We start from the raw sequence: 22,725 nt of genomic DNA, 5'->3' as shown, positions 1-22,725 counted from the left end.
TATAAATGATTAAGCTATAAATGTTGATTGTTATTCAAGATAAGGAGGCACCTTTACATGGAACGAATTAAATGGGAAGAATATTTTATGGCTCAAAGTCATTTACTTGCTTTGAGATCAACATGTCAGAGACTATCTGTAGGAGCAACTATTGTTAAAGATAATCGAATTATAGCAGGAGGCTACAATGGTTCAGTTGCCGGTGAAGTTCACTGCATAGATGAAGGTTGCCTAATAGAAGATGGACATTGTATCAGAACAATTCATGCAGAAATGAATGCATTACTTCAGTGTGCTAAACAAGGCGTTTCAACAGAGGGAGCGACAATATATGTTACACATTTCCCTTGTTTAAATTGTACTAAATCTATTATTCAAGCAGGGATTAAAACAATTTATTATGCTGAAGATTACCACAATCATAATTATGCGATTAAGTTACTAAATCAATCTGGTATTGAATATAAAAAAATTCCATTTACACCGGAATATGTAGCTCAATATTTAACACAGGGGTAATCAATGATATACATAGCACTATCATTTTTAGTAGGGATACTTTGGATGAATTTCAAAGTTATCTCTATCTCTTTATTTTTCCTTTTAATCTTATTAATCTTCATCAAAAAACTTAAACTTCCAATAATCTTACTTATTGTTGTGTGTCCTTTCTTTTCAAATTATATTACACAAACATATAACCAACGTGTTGACCATGAACAACGCATACTAATGTATAATCCCAAAGTTAATGATTACGTAAAATTTAAAACATTTAAAGTTCAAAATAATTTTATTACTGGAATATTAGTTTATAAAGGTAAAAATTATAATTTCTTTTATAATAACAATAATAAGACAAACATTACCTCCCTCAAACATCACACTTGTAGTATAAATGGGGAATTCAAGTTTGATAAAGTTCCTCCATCAATTACACTGAATGAAATTCACACTAATTCATGTACTTATAATGATAGGTTTAAATTCATTTATCTCCATCAAGACTATATAATCGATAAGATTCAACATTCAGGTGTAAAATATCCAAATCGAATTTTAGCACTGATTACAGGTAATCCATTATTAATCAATGCTGATTATAGAGATAAAGTGAAGGATATAGGTATATATCATTTACTAGCAGTGAGTGGGACTCATGTAGCAGCAATTATACTTCTCATTCATCAACTTTTAGTGAGATTTAACACGCCACTTGTCATTATTAAAACAATGATTATTAATGTTTTAGTACTATACGCTGTTTATACTGACTTTGTTCCTAGCGCAGTAAGAGCAATTTCAATCGCAATATTAGTTTTAATCCTTCCTAAAAGATTCAGAAAATCTTCTATTGATTTGCTTTCTATCATATTTATTATGATGTTTATAAGCAATCCAGGTTATGTTTATAATATAGGTTTTCAATTTTCTTTCTTAATTTGCTTTTTTATTTTACTATCACAACCTTATTTAAAAAAATTAACTTCATTTCAAAGCATATTAGCCATTACCTGTATAGCTCAATATAGTTCTATTATTATAAGTACATATCATTTTAATCAATTTCAATGGATTGGTTTCCTCCCGAATTTAGTTTTTGTGCCTTTCTACAGTTTCATACTTTTTCCTTCAATAATTTGCTTTTTTATTATGACTCACATTGTATCAAATTTTGAAATTCTAAATGTTTACACGAATAAAATTTATGAAATACATGATTTATTACTCCACTTCTTTTTGAAATTTAATAATTATAAGTGGTTTATACCTTCTTTAAGCGAAATTTATCTACTAATATTGTTAATAAATATATTGATTGCTTATTATTTATTAGTGTACAAAAAGATTTTTAAATCCCTAATATACTTTTTAATTACCTTAGTAATAATATCTACATTGAGTAAACCTTCAAACGTAGAGTTAACAATTTTTGATGTAGGCCAGGGGGATAGCATACTTTTCAAAAGTAATACAAATAAAACTGTATTAATAGATACTGGAGGGAAAGGAGAAGAAAACTTTGAATTTAAACATCATAATATTGCTAAATACAAAATTCTCCCAAGTTTGAAGCGAAGAGGTATTACTACGATTGATTATTTAATTATTACTCATCCACATGCGGATCATATGGGGGAACTTCCTTATATCATAGACCATGTTAAAATTAAAAATTTAATATTAAACAGTGATGGTTTTCCTAAGCATTTATTAAATCAAGTTCACAACGAATGCAAGAAAAAAAGGATAAATATAATTGAAGCTAAAAATATACCTCAAATAAAGATTGATGATACTGAATTAGAAATTTACGATACATTTATATCCTCAAGTTCCGATAAAAATGAGTATTCAATCATTACATTAATAAAATATAACAATAGAAATATTTTACTCATGGGTGATGCCACTAAAAACAATGAGGATATTTTATTGAAGAAATATCATTTGCCTACAATAGATATTTTAAAAGTAGGACATCATGGTAGTCGAACAAGTAGCTCTGAAGAATTTATTAAGAAAATTCAACCAAGGTTAAGTTTGATTTCAAGTGGAAAACATAATAAATATAAATTACCTAATGACGAAGTTATTGAACGTTTAAAGAGATATGGAAGCTTAGTGTATGACACGCAACAAAACGGTGAAATGACGATTAATTTAGATAAACACCATTTAAGTGTGTTAAATGTTAAAGATCATCTAAAAACTATCGCTAGAGAAGTCACTCAATAAAATGATATAATTTAAAAGTATGAGAAATAGAGGAAGGATGCACTTATGAGCGACAATATCATAACTATCTATGGCGAAGTACCTGAACTTGTTGAGAAGAAAAGTTCAGAAATAGTAAATAATTATCTCGGACAAGAAAAAGATGATTTTAACTACGTTAAATTTAATATGTATGAAAATGATCTAACGCCCATCATTGAAGAAACATTAACTATGCCTTTTTTTTCTGATAAAAAAGCTATTGTAGTAAAAAATGCATACATATTTACAGGTGAAAAAGGTGCAAAGGAACTCAATCATAATCCAGAGCAGTTAATGGAATTTATAGAAAAATATGACGGGGATAATCTGATTCTTTTTGAGGTTTATCAAAATAAGTTAGATGAACGTAAAAAATTAACAAAATCACTTAAAAAAAATGCGCAACTCAAAAAAGTTGAACAAATGTCTGAAGAAGAAATAAAAAAATGGATTCAAAATAAATTACACGAAAATTATAAAGATATTAAACAAGATGCTTTAAATCTATTTATTGAACTAACAGGAATTAATTTCAACATTGTTTCACAGGAGCTTTCGAAACTTATGCTGTATATAGGAGATAGACCTACAGTTAATAAAGATGATGTTAATCAAATTATAAATAGAAGCTTAGAGCAAAACGTTTTTCTTTTAACTGAATATATTCAAAAAGGGAAAAAAGATAAGGCTATACAATTATTGAATGACTTAATTACTATGAAAGAGGAACCTATAAAACTTTTAGCTTTAATAACTAGTAATTACAGATTATATTATCAATCTAAGATTTTAGAACAAAAAGGGTACAGTGGCCAGCAGATTGCGAAGACAGTTAGTGCTCATCCGTATAGAGTGAAACTTGCTCTAAACCAAGCACGATACTATCAATTAAATGATTTATTAAACATTATTGATTCATGTGCAGAAACCGATTATAAATTAAAATCTGCTTATATGGACAAACAGTTAATTTTAGAATTATTAATTTTATCTTTATAGATTAATGATTAAACAAAAAAGATCAAGCACTATGCTTGATCTTTTTTAATAAACTGAATTATTTGTTAGCTGTCATAAGTTGAGATTTAATACGATCAGCTTTGTTTGAGTGAATTAAGTTGCTTTGAGCAGCTTTATCAACTTGTTTAATTGCAAAACTTAATAATTCGTTTTTGTTTTCAGCATCAGTAGAGATAGCTGTTTTAGCGCGTTTAACTGCTGTACGCATTGCATTCTTTTTAGAGATATTACGTGCTTCAGCTGTTTCAGTTGTTCTAACACGTTTAACTGCAGATTTAATGTTTGGCATTTCTGTCACCTCCTAAAAGTGAGCTTAACTTATCAAAATTTATTTGATTACAACAAGAAATATTTTATCAAATGTCTTACCTTTGTGCAATCATTTATTTATGCGTAATATTAATCATGTTTAGTAACTTTAACTATTGGAAAGTGTGTTTTAACTCTATATAATTAAAATTGTTAGGGTAAATAAATATTAATAGAAAATGAAAATTTAAGCTCTTAGATAGAGTGTTTGCAATTACCCTCTAAAAACGTTATCATATCAAAGATGTATACATATATCGGGTTAATATTATGAAAGTGAGAAGGATAAGATGGATAAGCAAGAACGCTATAATAGAAGAGAAAATATCAGAAATTTCTCTATCATTGCACACATAGATCATGGGAAATCAACGTTAGCGGATAGAATCCTTGAAAATACAAAATCAGTTGAAACACGTGAAATGCAAGATCAACTACTTGATTCCATGGACCTTGAAAGAGAACGCGGTATTACTATAAAGTTAAATGCTGTTCGTTTGAAATATGATGCTAAAGATGGTCAAACATATACTTTCCATCTTATAGATACACCAGGACATGTCGACTTTACATATGAAGTGTCGCGTTCATTAGCTGCATGTGAAGGCGCAATTTTAGTTGTAGATGCCGCTCAAGGTATTGAAGCTCAAACTTTAGCAAATGTATATTTAGCTCTTGATAATGACTTAGAGTTATTACCAGTTGTTAACAAAATTGATTTACCTGCAGCTGAACCTGAAAGAGTTAAACAAGAATTAGAGGATGTTATTGGTTTAGACCAAGATGATGTAGTACTTGCTAGTGCCAAATCAAATATCGGTATAGAAGAAATTTTAGAAAAAATAGTAGAAGTTGTACCAGCTCCTGATGGAGATCCTGATGCACCTTTAAAAGCTCTAATATTTGATTCAGAGTATGATCCTTATAGAGGCGTTATCTCATCTATTAGAATCATTGATGGTGTAGTTAAAGCCGGGGATAAGATTAAAATGATGGCTACGGGTAAAGAATTTGAAGTGACAGAAGTAGGCATTAATACACCTAAACAGCTTCCTGTTGAAGAATTAACAGTAGGAGATGTAGGATATATCATTGCAAGTATTAAAAATGTAGATGATTCACGTGTAGGTGATACTATCACATTAGCTAATCGCCCTGCAGATAAGCCACTCAAAGGTTATAAAAAAATGAATCCAATGGTTTATTGTGGTCTATTCCCAATAGATAATAAAGATTACAATGATTTACGTGAAGCGTTAGAAAAATTACAACTCAATGATGCTTCACTCGATTTTGAGCCTGAGTCATCACAAGCATTAGGGTTCGGATATAGAACTGGTTTCTTAGGCATGTTGCATATGGAAATTATTCAAGAAAGAATTGAGAGAGAGTTCGGTATTGAATTAATTGCAACGGCTCCTTCAGTTATATACGAATGTATTTTAAAGGATGGAACTGAAGTTACTGTTGACAATCCAGCTCAGATGCCAGAAAGAGACAAAATAGAACATATTTATGAACCATTTGTAAGAGCTACAATGATGGTACCTAATGATTATGTTGGTGCAGTGATGGAACTATGCCAACGTAAGCGAGGTCAATTTGTAAATATGGATTATTTAGATGATATAAGAGTAAATATTGTTTATGAAATTCCATTATCTGAAGTTGTGTTTGACTTCTTTGACCAACTTAAGTCTAATACTAAAGGTTATGCTTCATTTGATTATGAATTCATTGAAAATAAAGAAAGTAATCTAGTTAAAATGGATATCTTACTTAATGGAGATAAAGTGGATGCCTTAAGTTTCATCGTCCATAGAGACTTTGCATATGAAAGAGGTAAAGCACTTGTTGAAAAATTAAAAACACTTATACCTAGACAACAGTTCGAAGTACCTGTTCAAGCAGCTATAGGTCAAAAAATTATAGCCCGTACAAATATTAAATCTATGGGTAAAAATGTTTTATCTAAATGTTATGGTGGCGATATTAGTCGTAAACGTAAGCTTTTAGAAAAACAAAAAGCAGGTAAAGCAAAAATGAAAGCTGTAGGAAATGTTGAAATTCCTCAAGATGCTTTCCTAGCTGTGCTTAAAATGGAAGATGAATAGTTTATAATAATTTAAATAACATTGAAGCGGGATGTTGAAATCGTTGTATAAAGAAATTGATTTCACTTCCGCTCTTTTTACGTTAGTGAATGGGGGGATTTTTTGACAGTTAAAAGTGCTTATATACATATACCATTTTGTGTAAGAATCTGTACTTATTGTGATTTTAATAAGTATTTTATAGATAAGCAGCCAGTAGATGAATATTTAGATGCGCTCATTAAAGAAATGCAAGTTGAAAATAATAGAAAGCTTGAGACAATGTATGTTGGCGGAGGGACACCCACTGCATTGAATATTGTACAACTTGAAAAACTACTAAAAGCTATTAATAACACGTTTACTATTCATGGAGAATATTCATTTGAAGCTAATCCCGATGAATTAACTTATGAGAAAGTAGTACTTTTAAGAAAATATGGTGTTAATAGAATTTCGATGGGAGTACAAACGTTTAAGCCAGAGTTGTTAGAAATTCTTGGACGAACTCATAAAACTAATGATATCTATAGCGCTGTAAACAACGCTCGCAAGGCAGGTATTAATTCAATTAGCCTTGATTTAATGTATCATTTACCCCAGCAATCATTAGAAGATTTTAAACAAAGTTTAGAATTAGCTTTAGAAATGGATATTGATCATATTTCGAGCTATGGTCTTATTCTTGAACCAAAAACTCAATTTTACAACATGTATAGAAAAGGACATTTAAAGCTTCCTAATGAGGATTTAGGGGCAGATATGTACCAATATTTGATGAAACGATTAGAGGATTCTAATTTAAATCAGTATGAGATTTCTAATTTCGGGAAAAAAGGTCACGAATCAACTCATAACAAAGTCTATTGGCTTAATGAAGAATATTATGGTTTTGGTGCAGGAGCAAGTGGTTATGTGGATGGTGTAAGATATACCAATCTCAATCCAGTCACTCATTATATTAAAGCTATTTATAACAATGAGGAACCTATACTTACAAAGAACACCCCAACTTTTGAAGAGAGAATGGAAGAGGAGATGTTTCTTGGCTTAAGAATGAACCAAGGTGTTAGCATATCGAGATTTAAGAGAAAATTTGGTATAAATATTGAAGAGGTATTTGGTCAAACAATTACGGATTTAATAAATAGAAATTTATTAGAAAATAAATGCGGTTATATATCATTAACTGAACGTGGTAAAGTCATTGGGAATGAGGTTTTCGAGGCTTTTTTACTCAACGTATAAAAAATTTGATATTTTAATGCTTTAACATTGACTTACTTTGACCTTTTTGATAAATTATAATTAGCACTTGAGAGAAAAGAGTGCTAATGAGGTGAAAACATGATTACAGAAAGACAATTAAGCATTCTTAATGCGATTGTTGAAGATTATGTTGATTTTGGACAATCGATTGGTTCTAAAACATTAATTCACCGACATAATTTAGAGGTAAGCCCAGCAACTATTAGAAATGAAATGAAACAGCTTGAAGATATGAACTTCATTGAGAAGACGCATACTTCATCTGGCAGGACTCCCTCAGAATTAGGTTTTAGATACTATGTCAATCGTTTATTAGAACAAACATCTCATCAAAATCAAAACAAAATTCAACGTTTAAATCAATTATTGATTGAGAATCACTATGATATTTCTACAGCATTGACATACTTTGCTAATGAACTATCTATGAAATCTCAATATGCAACGTTGGTTGTACGTCCAAATCACAATCAAGATATTATTAATAATATTCATTTGATTCAAGCCAATAGTCATTTGGTTATATTAGTTATGGTCTTTTCATCCGGACATGTCGAAAATATTCATGTTGTAACTCAAATACAACTTAATCATCTCAATCTAAACAGAATAGCTAACTTTTTAACTGTCCATTTCAATAAACATAACCAAGATATTCAACACGAGATTAAAAGTTTTGTTAATTCTAGTGATGAACAAGAGTTAGTAAATGAGATGATTGAATTAATTAATATTCATATTAATAATCAAAGTAATAACATTTACATGGGTGGAAAGGTTAAACTTATTGATGCGTTAAACGAAACTAACGTATCATCGATTCAACCTATATTGCAGTACATTGAATCAAATAGAATAACTGAACTTTTAGATGATATTTCTACTTCTCAAATCAATGTTCGAATAGGAAAGGAAATTGATGAGAGCTTAAGTGATATCTCCATAGTTACTAGTCAGTATCATGTTGATGAATCACTTAAAGGACAAATTGCGGTCATAGGACCAACTGCGATGCATTATCAAAATGTAATTCAATTACTTAACCAAATATGGTAGTAATTAGAATTGTATTGGAGGTCAGAAAATGACAGAAAAAGATCAATCAGTGAATAATACTGAGGAAGAAGTTAATTCAGAAGAGAATGTAGAAACTCAAAATGTTGATAATTCTCAAGACTCAGTTGAAAATACTGACAATAGTGAAGTAAATGAAGATCATTTGCAAGAAGATTCTCAGGAAGAAGTTCAAACTGAGGATGTAGATCCTAAAGATGAGAAAATTCAAGAATTAGAAAAGCTAGCAAATGATAATGAAGAGAAATATTTAAGATTGTACGCTGAATTTGAAAATTATAAGCGTCGAATTCAAAATGAAAATCAAATTAACAAAACTTATCAAGCTCAAGGTGTTTTAACTGACATCCTTCCGTCAATAGATAATATTGAACGTGCATTACAAATTGAAGGTGATGATGAATCATTTAAATCACTACAAAAAGGTGTCCAAATGGTTCATGAAAGTTTACTTAGAGCTTTAAAAGATAATGGTCTTGAAGAAATTGAAGCTGAAGGTCAAGAATTTGACCCTAATCTTCATCAAGCGGTGGTTCAAGATGATAATCCTGATTTTAAATCGGGGGAAATCACTCAAGAACTTCAAAAAGGTTACAAACTAAAAGATCGCGTCTTGAGACCATCAATGGTAAAAGTAAATCAATAAACTGATTGAAAAAACATTGTATAAAATTACAAAATGATATTGGAGGAATTTTATTATGAGTAAAGTAATCGGAATCGACTTAGGTACAACAAACTCTTGCGTTGCCGTATTAGAAGGTGACGAACCAAAAGTAATTCAAAATCCAGAAGGCGCACGCACTACTCCTTCAGTAGTTGCTTTTAAAAATGGTGAAACTCAAGTAGGTGAAGTTGCTAAACGTCAAGCAATCACTAACCCTAATACAGTTCAATCAATTAAACGTCATATGGGTACAGACTACAAAGTAGATATCGAAGATAAATCATACACTCCACAAGAGATTTCAGCTATGATTTTACAAAACTTAAAAAGTACTGCTGAAAGTTATTTAGGAGATACAGTTGATAAAGCAGTTATCACTGTTCCAGCTTACTTCAATGATGCTGAACGTCAAGCTACTAAAGATGCTGGTAAAATCGCTGGACTAGAAGTTGAACGTATTATCAACGAACCTACTGCAGCTGCTTTAGCTTACGGTTTAGACAAAACTGAACAAGATCAAAAAGTTCTTGTATTTGACTTAGGTGGCGGTACTTTCGACGTGTCAATCCTTGAATTAGGTGACGGAGTATTTGAAGTATTATCTACTGCAGGTGACAATAAACTTGGCGGTGACGATTTCGACCAAGTAATTATTGATTACTTAGTTTCAGAATTTAAGAAAGAAAATGGCGTAGATTTATCTCAAGATAAAATGGCACTACAAAGATTAAAAGACGCTGCTGAAAAAGCTAAAAAAGACTTATCAGGTGTATCTCAAACTCAAATTTCACTTCCATTTATTTCAGCTGGAGAAAGTGGTCCATTACATTTAGAAATTAGCTTAACTCGTTCTAAATTTGAAGAATTAGCAGATTCATTAATTAGAAAAACAATGGAACCAACTCGTCAAGCACTAAAAGATGCTGGCTTATCAACTTCTGATATTGATGAAGTTATCCTTGTTGGTGGTTCTACTCGTATTCCAGCAGTACAAGAAGCTGTTAAAAAAGAAGTAGGTAAAGACCCTCATAAAGGTGTAAACCCTGATGAAGTAGTAGCTATGGGTGCTGCGATCCAAGGTGGTGTCATCACTGGTGATGTTAAAGACGTGGTATTACTAGACGTAACACCATTATCACTAGGTATTGAAATCATGGGTGGACGCATGAACACATTAATTGAACGTAACACTACTATTCCAACATCTAAATCACAAGTTTATTCAACAGCAGCTGATAACCAACCAGCAGTTGATATTCACGTGTTACAAGGTGAACGTCCAATGGCTTCAGATAACAAAACTCTTGGTCGTTTCCAATTAACTGATATTCCACCTGCTCCACGTGGTGTACCTCAAATCGAAGTAACATTTGATATTGATAAAAATGGTATCGTTAATGTAACTGCTAAAGATTTAGGAACTAACAAAGAACAAAATATCACTATTCAATCAAGCTCAGCATTATCTGATGAAGAAATTGATCGCATGGTTAAAGATGCTGAAGAAAACGCTGAAGCAGATAAAAAACGTCGCGAAGAAGTGGACTTACGTAACGAAGCTGATAGCTTAGTATTCCAAGTTGAAAAAACTATCACTGATTTAGGCGACAATATTAGTGAAGATGATAAGAAAAATGCTGAAGAGAAAAAAGATGCGCTTAAATCTGCACTTGAAGGCGAAGATATGGAAGACATCAAATCTAAAAAAGAAGAACTTGAAAAAGTTGTTCAAGATTTATCAGCTAAAGTATACGAACAAGCTCAACAAGCACAGCAACAAGCTCAAGGAGAACAAGGTTCTCAAGACAGCTCTGTAGAAGATGCGGACTTTAAAGAAGTAAAAGATGACGAAGATAAAAAATAATTCTAGGTTGAGTTAGTATATAAGTTTAATTTATGACTAAGCCAAAAAAGTCAAAGTCAATTGAACATTGGCTTTGGCTTTTTATTTGGATAGTAAGAATTAATCAGATAAACTAATCTTGTTAAACGTATAAAAGGAGAGATAGTTGTGGCCAAAAGAGACTATTATGAAGTCTTAGGCGTAAGTAAAAGCGCTTCTAAGGACGAAATTAAAAAAGCTTATCGTAAATTATCAAAAAAATATCATCCAGACATTAATAAAGAAGAAGGCGCAGACGAAAAATTCAAAGAAATCTCCGAAGCTTATGAAGTTTTAAGTGATGATAATAAACGTGCAAATTATGACCAGTTTGGACATGAAGGCCCACAAGGAGGATTCGGTAGTCAAGGTTTCGGTGGCGGAGACTTTGGCGGATTTAGCGGAGGTGGATTTGAAGACATTTTCAGTTCATTCTTCGGTGGTGGTTCAAGACAACGTGATCCTAATGCGCCACGTAAAGGTGATGATTTACAATATACTATGACTGTTACCTTTGAAGAAGCTGTTTTTGGTACTAAAAAAGAAATTTCTATTAGAAAAGATGTAACATGTCATACGTGCGATGGTGAAGGCGCGAAACCTGGAACAAGTAAAAAAACTTGTAGCTATTGTAATGGAGCTGGTCATGTTTCCGTCGAACAAAATACTATTTTAGGTAGAGTCAGAACTGAACAAGTTTGTCCTAAATGTGAAGGTAGTGGTCAAGAATTTGAAGAGCCATGTCCTACTTGTCACGGTAAAGGAACTGAAAATAAAACTGTTAAATTAGAAGTTACAGTTCCAGAAGGTGTAGATACTGAACAACAAATTCGTTTAGCTGGTGAAGGTTCACCAGGTGTAAACGGTGGTCCTCACGGTGATTTATATGTAGTGTTTAGAGTTCAACCTTCCGATACATTTGAACGTGATGGAGATGACATTTACTACAATTTAAATGTGAGCTTCCCTCAAGCTGCCTTAGGCGATGAAATCAAAATACCAACTTTAAATAGTAATGTAGTGCTAACAATACCTGCAGGTACACAAACAGGAAAGCAATTCCGTCTTAAAGATAAAGGTATTAAGAACGTTCACGGTTATGGTTATGGAGATTTATTCGTTAATATTAAAGTAGTTACTCCAACTAAAATGAACGATAGACAAAAAGAAATTATGAAAGAATTTGCTGAAATTAATGGCGAAGACGTGAGTGAACAACCTTCTAATTTTAAAGATAGAGCAAAAAGATTCTTCAAAGGAGAATAGAGAATGAATTGGACGGAACTCTCAATTGTAGTTAATCACGATGTTGAATTTGAAGTAACTGATATACTTGAAGATCATGGTTCTAATGGTGTAGTCATTGAAGATTCAAGAGACTTAGAAACACCACCATCAGATAAATTTGGTGAGATTTATGAATTAAATCCTGAGGATTATCCTAGTAGTGGTGTTCGTTTAAAAGCTTATTTTAATGAACTTACATTCAATGATGAACTCAGAAAGAGTATTAAGAATAATATTTTAAATGTATCAAATTTAGATAAAGAAGTACTTACATTTTCAGAAAAGGAAATTGCGGAGAAGGATTGGGCGAATGAATGGAAAAATTATTTTCATCCCTTTAAAGCTTCTAATAGATTTACCATAGTTCCAAGTTGGGAAACTTACACAAAAGAAAACAGTGATGAGTTATGTATTGAACTCGATCCTGGTATGGCTTTCGGTACAGGTGACCACCCAACTACTAGTATGTGTTTAAAAGCTATTGAAGAATATGTTCAACCAACTGATTCTATTATTGATGTTGGAACAGGTTCAGGTATATTAAGTATTGCTAGTCATCTCGTTGGTGTTAAAAGAATTAAAGCATTAGACATTGATGAAATGGCAGTAAATGTTGCTAAGGAGAACTTCAAAAAGAATCGTTGTGAAGACGCAATTGAAGCTGTTCCCGGTAATTTATTAAAAGAAGAAAAAGAGAAATATAATATCGTTATTGCAAATATTCTTGCTCACATTATTGAAGAAATGATAGAAGATGCTTATAATACATTATTTGAAGAAGGATATTTTATTACTTCAGGTATTATAGAAGAAAAATATGAAGAGATAGAATCTCATATGAAGCGTGTTGGTTTTAATATCATTTCTGTAGAACATGACAACGGTTGGGTCTGCATCGTTGGTCAGAAAGTGAGTGATTAATTTGCAAAGATATTTTATTAATCAAAGCGCTGATAAACTTCAGCGCTTTTTTATTGAAAATAAAGAAGATATTCATCATATAAAAAATGTCATGCGTTTTAGTGAAGGTGATTCAGTTATCGTTACATTTCTAGATCAAACAGTGTACAAGTGTCAAATAAAAGCTTTAAACGATAATTATGTTGAACTAGAGTTAAAAGATAAACAAAACATTGATACAGAATTACCTCAACATATCACTATTTGTAGCGGATTGATTAAGGCTGATAAGTATGAATGGATGATTCAAAAAGCAACTGAAATGGGCGCTAATGAATTTATTGCAGTAGGTATGGACCGTTCAGTAGTTAAATTGAATGAATCTAAAGTTGCTAAAAAGTTAGAAAGATGGCAAAAAATTATTAAAGAAGCTGCAGAACAAAGTTATCGTTTAACAATTCCTAATATTTATTTTAAGTCGAATTTACAGGAAATTTATGATATTATAAGTCATTATGACTATGTTCTTATAGCATATGAAGAACAGGCTAAACATGGTGATTTAAGTCATTTTAAACAAATTATAAAGCAATTTAAAACACAAGATCGTGTTTTAATGATATTTGGACCTGAAGGCGGTTTATCTGATAAAGAAGTGTCTTTATTCAGTGAAAATAGTACTTTAGTAGGCTTAGGTCCACGTATTTTACGGGCAGAAACTGCACCTCTATATGCTTTAAGTGCAGTGAGTTTTGAAAAAGAATTATTGGGGTGAAGACGATGTCAACAGTTGCATTTCATACATTAGGTTGTAAAGTCAATCACTATGAAACTGAAGCAATATGGCAATTATTTAAAGAAGCAGATTACGATAGAGTAGATTTTGAAACAAATGCAGATGTATTTGTTATTAATACTTGTACTGTTACGAATACTGGAGATAAAAAAAGTAGACAAATTATTAGACGTGCGATCAGACAAAATCCTGAAGCAGTTGTATGTGTTACAGGTTGTTATGCTCAAACATCTTCAGCTGAAATTATGGAAATTCCTGGCGTGGATGTAGTTGTCGGTACTCAAGACCGTCATAAATTATTAGACTATATTGATCAATTCCAAGAAGAGAGACAACCAATTAACGGTGTTGGTAATATAATGAAGAATCGTACATATGAGGAGTTAGAAGTTCCTTACTTTACCGATAGAACTAGAGCCTCTTTAAAAATCCAAGAAGGATGCAACAATTTTTGTACGTTTTGTATTATACCTTGGGCACGCGGCTTGATGAGATCACGTGATCCTGAGAAAGTTGTAGAACAAGCTTCACAATTAGTAAACTCTGGCTATAAAGAGATTGTTTTAACTGGTATTCATACTGGTGGTTATGGTCAAGATTTAAAAAATTATAATCTAGCGCAATTGTTAAGAGATTTAGATGAAATTGAAGGCTTAGAGCGTATACGAATCTCATCTATCGAAGCGAGTCAATTAACTGATGAAGTAATAGAGGTTATTGGCAATTCAAACAAAGTAGTAAGACATTTACATGTTCCGTTACAATCTGGTTCAGATTCAGTTTTAAAACGTATGAGACGTAAATATACTATGGAACATTTCTCTGAGAGATTAACAGAATTACACAAAGCATTGCCTGACTTAGCTGTAACAAGTGATGTAATAGTAGGATTCCCTGGAGAAACTGAAGAAGAATTTCAAGAAACATACGATTTTATTGTCAAACATCAATTCTCTGAATTACATGTGTTCCCATATTCACCAAGAATCGGTACACCAGCAGCTCGAATGGACGATCAAATCGATGAATCTGTTAAGAATGAACGTGTGCATAAATTGATTGCTTTAAGTGACCAACTTGCTAAAGAGTATGCCTCTAAATTTGAAAATGAAGTGCTTGAAGTAATACCTGAAGAAAAAGGCGAAGAACCGAATACATTGGTAGGTTATGCAGATAACTATATGAAAGTTCAATTTGAAGGTGATGAATCACTAATTGGACAAATTGTTAAAGTAAAAATTCTTAAAGCTGACTATCCTCTAAATGATGGTAAAGCCATTAGAGTAGTTGAGCATGCTACGAATAAATCTGAAGAAGAAGTACTTGTCTAAATATTTAAAAAATGTAAATTTTACTAATTGACCACCTATTTGAGTTATATTATACTAATAGTTGCATAGTTTTTACTATGTGATGACTATAAAGTTCCGTTGATATTTGGAGGGAGGGAAATACAGATGTCTAAAACAGTAGTACGTAAAAACGAATCACTAGAAGATGCTTTACGTAGATTTAAACGTTCAGTATCAAAAAGTGGAACAATTCAAGAAGTACGTAAACGTGAATTTTACGAAAAACCAAGCGTTAAACGTAAAAAGAAATCAGAAGCTGCACGTAAACGTAAATTCAAATAATTAATAGCTCTGTTGACTCCCTCAACACGAATGTTAATTATATATAATAGATACCCTAGTTATTAGAACTAGGGTATTTTTTTATACTATGCTAACTACTTTAATTATTCTCGTAAAATTATTTAAACGTATTGCTCAATTAATTAAATCTTTTTCATTTTTCAGATAAATAAACAAATATTATTAAAATTAATAAAATTAAATTGTTAAGCTACAAATTACCAATTTATATATTAGTAAAATACTATATAATGAGTGCGTTTTCATGTATAATTAATGTGAGGGCGAGGTGAAATAGTGAATTACTCCTATCTAATACATACGTTGCTTTTTACAAGATTCACTAGTGAAAATAGTTGGGCTGATAATCTATCAAGTTTTATTACGCAACCTTTTATTTCACTAATTCTTACGTGTATAATCTTCCTAGGCTTTTTGTATCAATTATATTCAAAACGCATTAACTTGATTGGAATTATTGCTTCACTAGCATTATTACTTTTATTTTTAGGATTCCTTATCAATGGAGATGTAAATGTTTTATCAGTATTATTGTTTACTATTGGTGTCATACTAGTTATTATAGAACTGTTTATCATTGGTGCCGTGATAGGTATTATTGGTATGCTACTCATAACTCTCAGTATCATCATGCTAGGAAATAATATTATACTCATGCTCGGTAATGTAATAGTTGCGTTAATTTTATCAATAATTGAATGGGTGATATTAGTGAAAATTTTCAACAAGAAAATACCATTTCTTGATAAAGTGATCTTAAAAGATTCAACAAATTCAGAGGCTGGTTATCGTTCACATGACGACCGCTCTCACCTTGTAGGTAAAACTGCTCAAACAATCACTGACCTTAGACCTGCTGGGATTATTACTTGTGACGATGAAAGAATAGATGCAGTTTCAGACGGCACATTTATTTTAAGAAATAGACAAGTAAAAATTCTTGAGGTTGAAGGTACGCGTGTAGTTGTGAGAGAAATAGAATAAAATTAAGGAGCGATTTAATGTTTGGTATTGGTTTTATAATCATTGCTGTAATTATTGTAGTAGCTTTACTCATACTATTTTCTTTTGTACCTATAGGATTATGGATTTCTGCTATAGCAGCAGGCGTTCACGTAGGTATTGGTACCCTTGTAGGTATGCGTTTAAGAAGAGTTTCACCAAGAAAGGTCATTGCACCTTTAATTAAAGCACATAAAGCAGGTTTAAAATTAACAACAAATCAATTGGAGTCACACTACCTAGCTGGTGGTAATGTTGATAGAGTTGTTGATGCAAATATCGCAGCACAACGTGCAGATATTGATTTACCATTTGAACGAGGAGCGGCAATTGATTTAGCAGGTCGTGATGTACTCGAAGCAGTTCAAATGTCAGTTAACCCTAAAGTTATTGAAACACCATTTATTGCTGGTGTAGCGATGAACGGTATTGAAGTTAAAGCAAAAGCTCGTATTACCGTTCGCGCAAATATAGCAAGATTAGTCGGTGGTGCTGGAGAGGAAACAATTATTGCCCGTGTAGGCGAAGGTATTGTTTCTACAATTGGTTCAAGTGAGCATCACACTGAGGTTCTAGAAAATCCAGACAATATTTCTAAAACTGTGTTAAGTAAAGGTTTAGATTCAGGTACTGCTTTTGAAATTTTATCTATTGATATTGCAGATGTAGATATTAGCAAAAATATCGGTGCTGATTTACAAACTGAGCAAGCTCTTGCAGATAAGAATATTGCTCAAGCGAAAGCTGAAGAGCGCCGTGCTATGGCAGTAGCTTCTGAACAGGAAATGAAAGCTCGAGTACAAGAAATGAGAGCGAAAGTAGTTGAAGCTGAATCAGAAGTACCATTAGCAATGGCTGAAGCTCTTAGATCAGGTAATATTGGAGTTAAGGATTATTATAATCTTAAAAATATTGAAGCAGATACTGGCATGAGAAATGCTATTAACAAACGTACTGATCAGAATGATGACGAATCACCAGAACAATAAATAATGAGGTGATTAAATGAATATCGGTATTATCATATTTATAATATCTGTTATTGTAACCGGTATTAGCGCGCTACGTGATAAAAGTCATGAAAGCAGACAAAATCAAAAGCCACCTCAAAATACGCAAAGTGATAATCAACCCAAAAAAGGTGGTTTCTTTGAAGAATTAGAAAAAACATTTAAAGAAATTAACGATGAATTAAATGATGAACCCGAGAAAAAGCAACGAAGAGAATTTGAAGAGACGCTTCCACCTTTAAGTAAAAACCTTGAAGATGAAGATGCTAACTCTCAAACAGAAAATAAATCGTCTAAAGAAACGCATAAACAATCGGAAGTCAAAAATCATCCTAAACCTGACCCAACACCATATAACCAGGATAATCCTAGACCTCAACCTGTTACTTCAACTTCACGAGATGAAAGTGCAGAAAAATTAAGAAAAGAACTCGAGTCCAATTTGACTCAGGATTTAAAAAATGTTCGCAACGAAATTGATAGAGAAAAAGAAAAACAACTCGAATTGATTGAGAAAAAAGCAAGAGACATTATTGAGGATAAGTATTTATCAGAGAGAACTAAACGTTATCGCTTAAAACAATTACTTAATTCTCAAAACATTGAACGTAATATGTCTCATTCTGCTTTTCAATTTGATAAAGATGAAGTAATAAATGGTTTGATTTGGTCAGAAGTTTTAAGTAAGCCAAAGCAACTTTAAATTTCTTAATTAAAAATTAAAGAATTAGCTATTGTATTAACGTTAGAGGGTAAAACTATGTATTCATGCTTAAATATTGAATACTGTTTTACTCTCTTTTTAGTTTGTCTAATTAGTATGAGTTTAGTAAAATTTTAGTAAGAAATAATATATATTCAGTAGTATTTGTTCAATAATTTTGAAGCAAAGCATAATCACATCATTAAGATGAATAAGAATGATATAATGTGTTTGGATATTGTTTTTATTAAAAATAACAAATTAGTCTAAAATTTTTAGCTAATAAAACTTATTATTGTAACTTGTAAAGGAGCGCGTTTATGCCAGGAATAATTCAAATTGACGACATTAATCAATCACAAGCTTTAATGGGAAATAATGATGAGCATTTAAAAACTATTGAAGATAATTTTGATGTCGTGATACATGCTAGAGGTCAAGAAATAGCTGTTAAAGGCGAAAAATTAGAGCATGTTGAAAAAGCAGAATTAGTTCTCACCAATTTACTTAAAGTTATAGAATTAGGTAATACAATTACACTTAAAGACGTAGAGGCTGCTATTAAAATGGCAGACAATGATACAATTCAACATTTACTTGATTTGTATGATGAAGAGATTACTAAAGATGCATTTGGTAAAACGATTCGTGCTAAAACAATGGGACAACGTATGTATATCAATGCTATGAAGAGAAATGACTTAGTATTTGGAATAGGTCCTGCTGGTACAGGTAAAACTTTTTTAGCAGTTGTATATGCAGCTAAACAATTACGTAAAGGTTCAGTTAAACGTATCGTATTGACTAGGCCAGCCGTTGAAGCAGGAGAATCTTTAGGTTTCTTACCAGGTGACCTAAAAGAAAAAGTAGATCCATATTTACGTCCTCTATATGATGGCTTAAATACAGTTTTAGGTAGAGAGCAAACTGAAAGATTCATCGAGAGGGGTATTATTGAGATTGCGCCACTTGCTTATATGAGAGGTAGAACATTAGATGATGCGTTTGTTATTTTAGATGAAGCTCAAAATACAACGCACGCACAAATGAAAATGTTCCTAACTCGTTTAGGTTTTGGTTCAAAAATGGTAGTTACAGGTGACCAAACTCAAATTGACCTACCAAAAGGCGTAAAAAGTGGCTTAAAAGAAGCAATTAAAAAATTATATGGAGTCAATGGAATTAGTATTATGAAATTAGATCAAAGTGACGTTGTAAGACATCCACTTGTAAGTAAAATTATAGATCGTTATGAAGGAGTTGAGTAAATGTTTACAATTGACTTTAGTGACCATACCGATTTAGTAAAGAATGAATGGTATGAACAAATAGATTCATTACTTACCTTTGCTAAAAAACAAGAACATATTGATAGTGAGGCTGAACTTTCAGTAACATTTGTAGATAAAGATGAAATTCAAAATATCAATAAAATGTATAGAGATAAAGATAAAGTCACTGACGTCATCTCATTCGCTTTAGAAGAAGACGAGCCAGAAATCGATATGAATGAACTTGATATACCTCGAGTTTTAGGCGATATTATTATATGTACAGATGTAGCACATGAACAAGCTGAAAATTACGGACATTCTTTTGAACGTGAATTAGGTTTCTTAGCTTTACATGGTTTTTTACATTTATTGGGATATGATCATATGACAGATGAAGATGAAAAAGAAATGTTTGGTCGACAAGATGCAATTCTTAATGCATACGGTTTAACAAGAGAATCATAATAATGAGACGTTTTAAATACGCTTATGATGGCTTCACAGCCATTTTGAAAAAAGACCAAAATTTCTTACTTCACATATTAGCAGGAATTATCGCTATTATTATGGGGTTTATTTTTCATATCAATCGATCTGAGTGGATGTTTATATTATTCTCAATAGCTTTAGTATTGAGTCTAGAAGCTATCAATACATCAATTGAATTTGTGGTTGATTTGGTAACAACCGATTATCATGAATATGCTAAACACGCTAAAGATATCGCTGCTTTTAGTGTTGTAATTGTGTCTGTTTTAGCATTATGTATTGGATTAATAGTTTTTGTACCACATATTTTAAGTTTATTTTTGGGAGGAAAATAAATGAGTTATCAATCGCATTACTTTAAGGAAGTTAGGGAGGCACAAAGTAAAGCTTATGCTCCATATAGTCGCTTCAAAGTTGGTGCCTATTTAAGAACTAAGGACGGACGTACTTTTCATGGAGCAAATGTAGAAAATGCTGCATATTCCATGGCAATTTGTGCTGAACGTTCAAGTCTTGTTGCAGCAATCTCAGAAGGATATAAACCAGGGGATTTTGAATCGATAACCGTTACTGTTGATTCGGATAAACCCTCCTCACCATGCGGGGCTTGTAGACAAGTACTTAAAGAACTTTGCGATGATGATATGCCTGTGTATATGACTAATCATAAAGGTGAAATGATTAAGTCTACTGTAAACGAATTATTACCATTAGGATTTTCAGGAAAGGATTTAAATTAATGACAGAAGAACATAAATCAGGATTTGTATCCATCATTGGTCGACCTAATGTTGGTAAATCTACATTTGTAAATAGAGTAATAGGGCATAAAATTGCGATTATGTCAGATAAAGCACAGACAACACGTAATAAAATTCAAGGCGTCATGACAAGAGACGATGCACAAATCATCTTCATTGATACGCCAGGTATTCACAAACCTAAACATAAACTTGGTGATTATATGATGAGAGTTGCCAAGAATACACTATCAGAAATAGATGCAATTATGTTTATGGTTAACGTAAACGAAGATATTGGTCGTGGCGATGAATATATCATGGAAATGCTTAAAAATGTTAAAACGCCTATCTTTTTGGTATTAAATAAGATTGACCTTGTGCATCCGGATGCTTTGATGCCTAGAATTGAAAAATATAAAGAATATATGGACTTCACAGAAATTATACCAATTTCAGCACTTGAGGGATTGAATGTAGATCACTTTATAGATGTGTTGAAATCTTATTTACCTGTAGGTCCGAAATACTATCCTGACGACCAAATTTCTGATCACCCAGAACAATTTGTTGTTAGCGAAATTATCCGTGAAAAGATATTACATTTAACAAGTGAAGAGATACCTCACGCAATAGGCGTTAATGTTGATAGAATGATTAAAGAAGATGAAGACAGAGTTAGAGTTGAAGCAACGATTTACGTTGAGCGTGATTCTCAAAAGGGTATAGTCATCGGTAAAGGTGGTAAAAAACTTAAAGAGGTAGGTAAACGTGCACGTCATGATATAGAGATGCTATTAGGATCTAAAGTTTACTTAGAACTCTGGGTAAAGGTACAACGTGATTGGAGAAATAAAGTAAACTTTATACGACAAATTGGTTATGTAGAAGACCAAGATTGATTGATAGAGAGTCGGTGAATGAGTCATGTTAATGAAACAAAAAGGCATCATAATCAAATCAGTAGATTATGGTGAATCTGATAAAATCATCACAATTTTAAATGAATATGGCGCTAAAATACCTTTAATGGCTCGACGTGCGAAAAAAGTTAAATCTGGATTACAAGCTCATACACAAATGTTTGTGTATGGCTTATTTATTTATAATAAATGGCGTGGTATGGGAACACTCAATTCTGTAGATGTGATTGATCAACATTATGAATTACAGCTTGATTTATTTGAAAGTAGTTATGCATCGTTATGCACAGAGACTATTGAAAGATCTATGGAAGAAAATGAAGTTTCGAAGTACAATTATGACTTACTCTATTTTGTACTTACTAAAATAACAGAGGGCACATCAGCACAACTCATGTCTATCGTAGTATTATTGAAGTGTATGTCTAAATTTGGATTTGCAGCTTCATTTAATCATTGTGTGATTACTGGAAATGAAGATCAATCTAAATTAGTAGGTTATAGTTTCAAATTCGATGGAGCAATCTCTGAAGAAGTATTATATCAGGATCCACACGCTTTCAAATTAACAAATCGCTCGCTTTATCTATTAGATATACTACAAAAACTACCTATCAATAAAATGAATTCACTGAGTATTCATAAAGAAATCTTAGATGAGATGTCAGAACTTATTATCATGCTCTATAGAGAATATGCTGGTATGTTTTTTAAGAGTCAAAAATTAATTAATCAACTTAAAAGATTAGAAAGTGATCCACACTAAACCGTTTTATTTCGATAAACGGAATAGTGTGGATTTTTTATGTAATAAAAATACTCTTACCTAAACACTTATTGTGTCAAAGTAAGAGTATTATTAGGTAATAAGT

Annotated in this window: 23 protein-coding genes; 22 read left to right on the top strand and 1 reads right to left on the bottom strand. The window is 31.8% G+C overall.

Going from position 1 to position 22,725, the window contains the following annotated elements:
- The first annotated feature begins 57 nt into the window (after positions 1 to 57).
- The 3 genes from HMPREF2706_RS03985 to holA are packed head-to-tail and all read left to right on the top strand — an operon-like array spanning position 58 to position 3,759.
- Positions 58 to 519 (top strand): ComE operon protein 2, encoded by a 462-nt coding sequence (locus tag HMPREF2706_RS03985; RefSeq protein ID WP_002436740.1) that lies wholly within the window; start codon positions 58 to 60, stop codon positions 517 to 519.
- A gap of 3 nt (positions 520 to 522) precedes the next feature.
- Positions 523 to 2,739, top strand: coding sequence for a DNA internalization-related competence protein ComEC/Rec2 (locus HMPREF2706_RS03980; protein WP_049427543.1), 2,217 nt, complete (start codon positions 523 to 525; stop codon positions 2,737 to 2,739).
- A 45-nt stretch (positions 2,740 to 2,784) separates the two neighbouring features.
- On the top strand, positions 2,785 to 3,759 hold the full coding sequence (holA, locus tag HMPREF2706_RS03975; RefSeq protein ID WP_049427545.1) for a DNA polymerase III subunit delta: 975 nt from the start codon (positions 2,785 to 2,787) through the stop codon (positions 3,757 to 3,759).
- Positions 3,760 to 3,817: 58 nt separating this feature from the next.
- Here the strand turns inward: holA and rpsT are convergent, their stop codons facing one another.
- A complete protein-coding gene (gene rpsT / locus HMPREF2706_RS03970; RefSeq protein ID WP_002436569.1) occupies positions 3,818 to 4,069 on the bottom strand; it encodes a 30S ribosomal protein S20 in 252 nt (83 codons plus the stop codon).
- A 310-nt stretch (positions 4,070 to 4,379) separates the two neighbouring features.
- On the opposite strand from rpsT, the gene lepA reads away from it, so the two are divergent.
- The 19 genes from lepA to recO all read left to right on the top strand — a co-directional run bounded on the left by lepA (position 4,380) and on the right by recO (position 22,619).
- Positions 4,380 to 6,203, top strand: coding sequence for a translation elongation factor 4 (lepA, locus tag HMPREF2706_RS03965; RefSeq protein WP_002436542.1), 1,824 nt, complete (start codon positions 4,380 to 4,382; stop codon positions 6,201 to 6,203).
- Positions 6,204 to 6,305: 102 nt separating this feature from the next.
- Positions 6,306 to 7,430 (top strand): radical SAM family heme chaperone HemW, encoded by a 1,125-nt coding sequence (gene hemW / locus HMPREF2706_RS03960; protein WP_070862202.1) that lies wholly within the window; start codon positions 6,306 to 6,308, stop codon positions 7,428 to 7,430.
- Positions 7,431 to 7,529: 99 nt separating this feature from the next.
- Positions 7,530 to 8,507: a heat-inducible transcriptional repressor HrcA gene (gene hrcA / locus HMPREF2706_RS03955; protein WP_049427548.1), complete on the top strand. Its 978-nt coding sequence runs from the start codon at positions 7,530 to 7,532 to the stop codon at positions 8,505 to 8,507.
- A gap of 28 nt (positions 8,508 to 8,535) precedes the next feature.
- The gene (grpE, locus tag HMPREF2706_RS03950) at positions 8,536 to 9,171 is read left to right on the top strand and encodes a nucleotide exchange factor GrpE (protein WP_002453363.1); all 636 of its coding nucleotides are present in this window, start codon (positions 8,536 to 8,538) and stop codon (positions 9,169 to 9,171) included.
- Positions 9,172 to 9,226: 55 nt separating this feature from the next.
- Positions 9,227 to 11,056, top strand: a complete 1,830-nt coding sequence (gene dnaK, locus HMPREF2706_RS03945) for a molecular chaperone DnaK (RefSeq protein ID WP_049427550.1) — start codon at positions 9,227 to 9,229, stop codon at positions 11,054 to 11,056.
- Positions 11,057 to 11,203: 147 nt separating this feature from the next.
- The gene (dnaJ, locus tag HMPREF2706_RS03940) at positions 11,204 to 12,340 is read left to right on the top strand and encodes a molecular chaperone DnaJ (protein ID WP_002436548.1); all 1,137 of its coding nucleotides are present in this window, start codon (positions 11,204 to 11,206) and stop codon (positions 12,338 to 12,340) included.
- 3 nt (positions 12,341 to 12,343) lie between these two features.
- Entirely contained in the window at positions 12,344 to 13,282 is a 939-nt protein-coding gene (gene prmA, locus HMPREF2706_RS03935) for a 50S ribosomal protein L11 methyltransferase (protein WP_023350183.1), read from the top strand.
- 1 nt (position 13,283) lies between these two features.
- On the top strand, positions 13,284 to 14,036 hold the full coding sequence (locus HMPREF2706_RS03930) for a 16S rRNA (uracil(1498)-N(3))-methyltransferase (RefSeq protein ID WP_049427556.1): 753 nt from the start codon (positions 13,284 to 13,286) through the stop codon (positions 14,034 to 14,036).
- A gap of 5 nt (positions 14,037 to 14,041) precedes the next feature.
- Positions 14,042 to 15,388 carry a tRNA (N(6)-L-threonylcarbamoyladenosine(37)-C(2))-methylthiotransferase MtaB gene (gene mtaB, locus HMPREF2706_RS03925; RefSeq protein ID WP_049427558.1) on the top strand — a complete coding sequence of 449 codons (1,347 nt, stop codon included), beginning with the start codon at positions 14,042 to 14,044 and terminating at the stop codon, positions 15,386 to 15,388.
- Between the two features lie 126 nt (positions 15,389 to 15,514).
- Positions 15,515 to 15,691 carry a 30S ribosomal protein S21 gene (rpsU, locus tag HMPREF2706_RS03920; protein WP_000048060.1) on the top strand — a complete coding sequence of 59 codons (177 nt, stop codon included), beginning with the start codon at positions 15,515 to 15,517 and terminating at the stop codon, positions 15,689 to 15,691.
- Positions 15,692 to 16,015: 324 nt separating this feature from the next.
- The gene (locus HMPREF2706_RS03915) at positions 16,016 to 16,696 is read left to right on the top strand and encodes an NfeD family protein (RefSeq protein ID WP_016898195.1); all 681 of its coding nucleotides are present in this window, start codon (positions 16,016 to 16,018) and stop codon (positions 16,694 to 16,696) included.
- A 17-nt stretch (positions 16,697 to 16,713) separates the two neighbouring features.
- Positions 16,714 to 17,703, top strand: a complete 990-nt coding sequence (gene floA / locus HMPREF2706_RS03910; RefSeq protein WP_002436747.1) for a flotillin-like protein FloA — start codon at positions 16,714 to 16,716, stop codon at positions 17,701 to 17,703.
- Between the two features lie 16 nt (positions 17,704 to 17,719).
- Complete coding sequence (locus HMPREF2706_RS03905; protein WP_049427563.1) at positions 17,720 to 18,427, top strand: hypothetical protein; 708 nt, start codon at positions 17,720 to 17,722, stop codon at positions 18,425 to 18,427.
- 320 nt (positions 18,428 to 18,747) lie between these two features.
- On the top strand, positions 18,748 to 19,695 hold the full coding sequence (locus HMPREF2706_RS03900) for a PhoH family protein (RefSeq protein ID WP_023350187.1): 948 nt from the start codon (positions 18,748 to 18,750) through the stop codon (positions 19,693 to 19,695).
- Entirely contained in the window at positions 19,696 to 20,166 is a 471-nt protein-coding gene (gene ybeY, locus HMPREF2706_RS03895) for an rRNA maturation RNase YbeY (protein WP_002436567.1), read from the top strand.
- Positions 20,167 to 20,168: 2 nt separating this feature from the next.
- Positions 20,169 to 20,525: a diacylglycerol kinase family protein gene (locus HMPREF2706_RS03890; protein WP_002453353.1), complete on the top strand. Its 357-nt coding sequence runs from the start codon at positions 20,169 to 20,171 to the stop codon at positions 20,523 to 20,525.
- Complete coding sequence (gene cdd / locus HMPREF2706_RS03885; RefSeq protein WP_002436745.1) at positions 20,526 to 20,930, top strand: cytidine deaminase; 405 nt, start codon at positions 20,526 to 20,528, stop codon at positions 20,928 to 20,930.
- Positions 20,930 to 21,832: a GTPase Era gene (gene era / locus HMPREF2706_RS03880; protein ID WP_002436750.1), complete on the top strand. Its 903-nt coding sequence runs from the start codon at positions 20,930 to 20,932 to the stop codon at positions 21,830 to 21,832. Before cdd ends, era begins: the two co-directional genes overlap by 1 nt.
- A 31-nt stretch (positions 21,833 to 21,863) precedes the next feature.
- Positions 21,864 to 22,619 (top strand): DNA repair protein RecO, encoded by a 756-nt coding sequence (recO, locus tag HMPREF2706_RS03875; RefSeq protein WP_165764336.1) that lies wholly within the window; start codon positions 21,864 to 21,866, stop codon positions 22,617 to 22,619.
- Positions 22,620 to 22,725: the final 106 nt, after the last annotated feature.

This window comes from Staphylococcus sp. HMSC067F07, from assembly GCF_001837405.1.
Lineage (GTDB): Bacteria > Bacillota > Bacilli > Staphylococcales > Staphylococcaceae > Staphylococcus > Staphylococcus capitis.
Note: the sequence above shows the minus strand (reverse complement) of the source record. Positions and strands in the feature narration are given on the sequence as shown.

Excerpts from the sequence above, each read along its gene's own strand:
- HMPREF2706_RS03985 (WP_002436740.1), top strand. The coding sequence starts at position 58 with ATGGAACGAATTAAATGGGAAGAATATTTTATGGCTCAAAGTCATTTA.
- HMPREF2706_RS03980 (WP_049427543.1), top strand. The coding sequence starts at position 523 with ATGATATACATAGCACTATCATTTTTAGTAGGGATACTTTGGATGAAT.
- holA (WP_049427545.1), top strand. The coding sequence starts at position 2,785 with ATGAGCGACAATATCATAACTATCTATGGCGAAGTACCTGAACTTGTT.
- rpsT (WP_002436569.1), bottom strand. The coding sequence starts at position 4,069 with ATGCCAAACATTAAATCTGCAGTTAAACGTGTTAGAACAACTGAAACA.
- lepA (WP_002436542.1), top strand. The coding sequence starts at position 4,380 with ATGGATAAGCAAGAACGCTATAATAGAAGAGAAAATATCAGAAATTTC.
- hrcA (WP_049427548.1), top strand. The coding sequence starts at position 7,530 with ATGATTACAGAAAGACAATTAAGCATTCTTAATGCGATTGTTGAAGAT.
- grpE (WP_002453363.1), top strand. The coding sequence starts at position 8,536 with ATGACAGAAAAAGATCAATCAGTGAATAATACTGAGGAAGAAGTTAAT.
- dnaK (WP_049427550.1), top strand. The coding sequence starts at position 9,227 with ATGAGTAAAGTAATCGGAATCGACTTAGGTACAACAAACTCTTGCGTT.
- prmA (WP_023350183.1), top strand. The coding sequence starts at position 12,344 with ATGAATTGGACGGAACTCTCAATTGTAGTTAATCACGATGTTGAATTT.
- mtaB (WP_049427558.1), top strand. The coding sequence starts at position 14,042 with ATGTCAACAGTTGCATTTCATACATTAGGTTGTAAAGTCAATCACTAT.
- rpsU (WP_000048060.1), top strand. The coding sequence starts at position 15,515 with ATGTCTAAAACAGTAGTACGTAAAAACGAATCACTAGAAGATGCTTTA.
- floA (WP_002436747.1), top strand. The coding sequence starts at position 16,714 with ATGTTTGGTATTGGTTTTATAATCATTGCTGTAATTATTGTAGTAGCT.
- HMPREF2706_RS03905 (WP_049427563.1), top strand. The coding sequence starts at position 17,720 with ATGAATATCGGTATTATCATATTTATAATATCTGTTATTGTAACCGGT.
- HMPREF2706_RS03900 (WP_023350187.1), top strand. The coding sequence starts at position 18,748 with ATGCCAGGAATAATTCAAATTGACGACATTAATCAATCACAAGCTTTA.
- ybeY (WP_002436567.1), top strand. The coding sequence starts at position 19,696 with ATGTTTACAATTGACTTTAGTGACCATACCGATTTAGTAAAGAATGAA.
- HMPREF2706_RS03890 (WP_002453353.1), top strand. The coding sequence starts at position 20,169 with ATGAGACGTTTTAAATACGCTTATGATGGCTTCACAGCCATTTTGAAA.
- cdd (WP_002436745.1), top strand. The coding sequence starts at position 20,526 with ATGAGTTATCAATCGCATTACTTTAAGGAAGTTAGGGAGGCACAAAGT.
- era (WP_002436750.1), top strand. The coding sequence starts at position 20,930 with ATGACAGAAGAACATAAATCAGGATTTGTATCCATCATTGGTCGACCT.
- recO (WP_165764336.1), top strand. The coding sequence starts at position 21,864 with ATGAAACAAAAAGGCATCATAATCAAATCAGTAGATTATGGTGAATCT.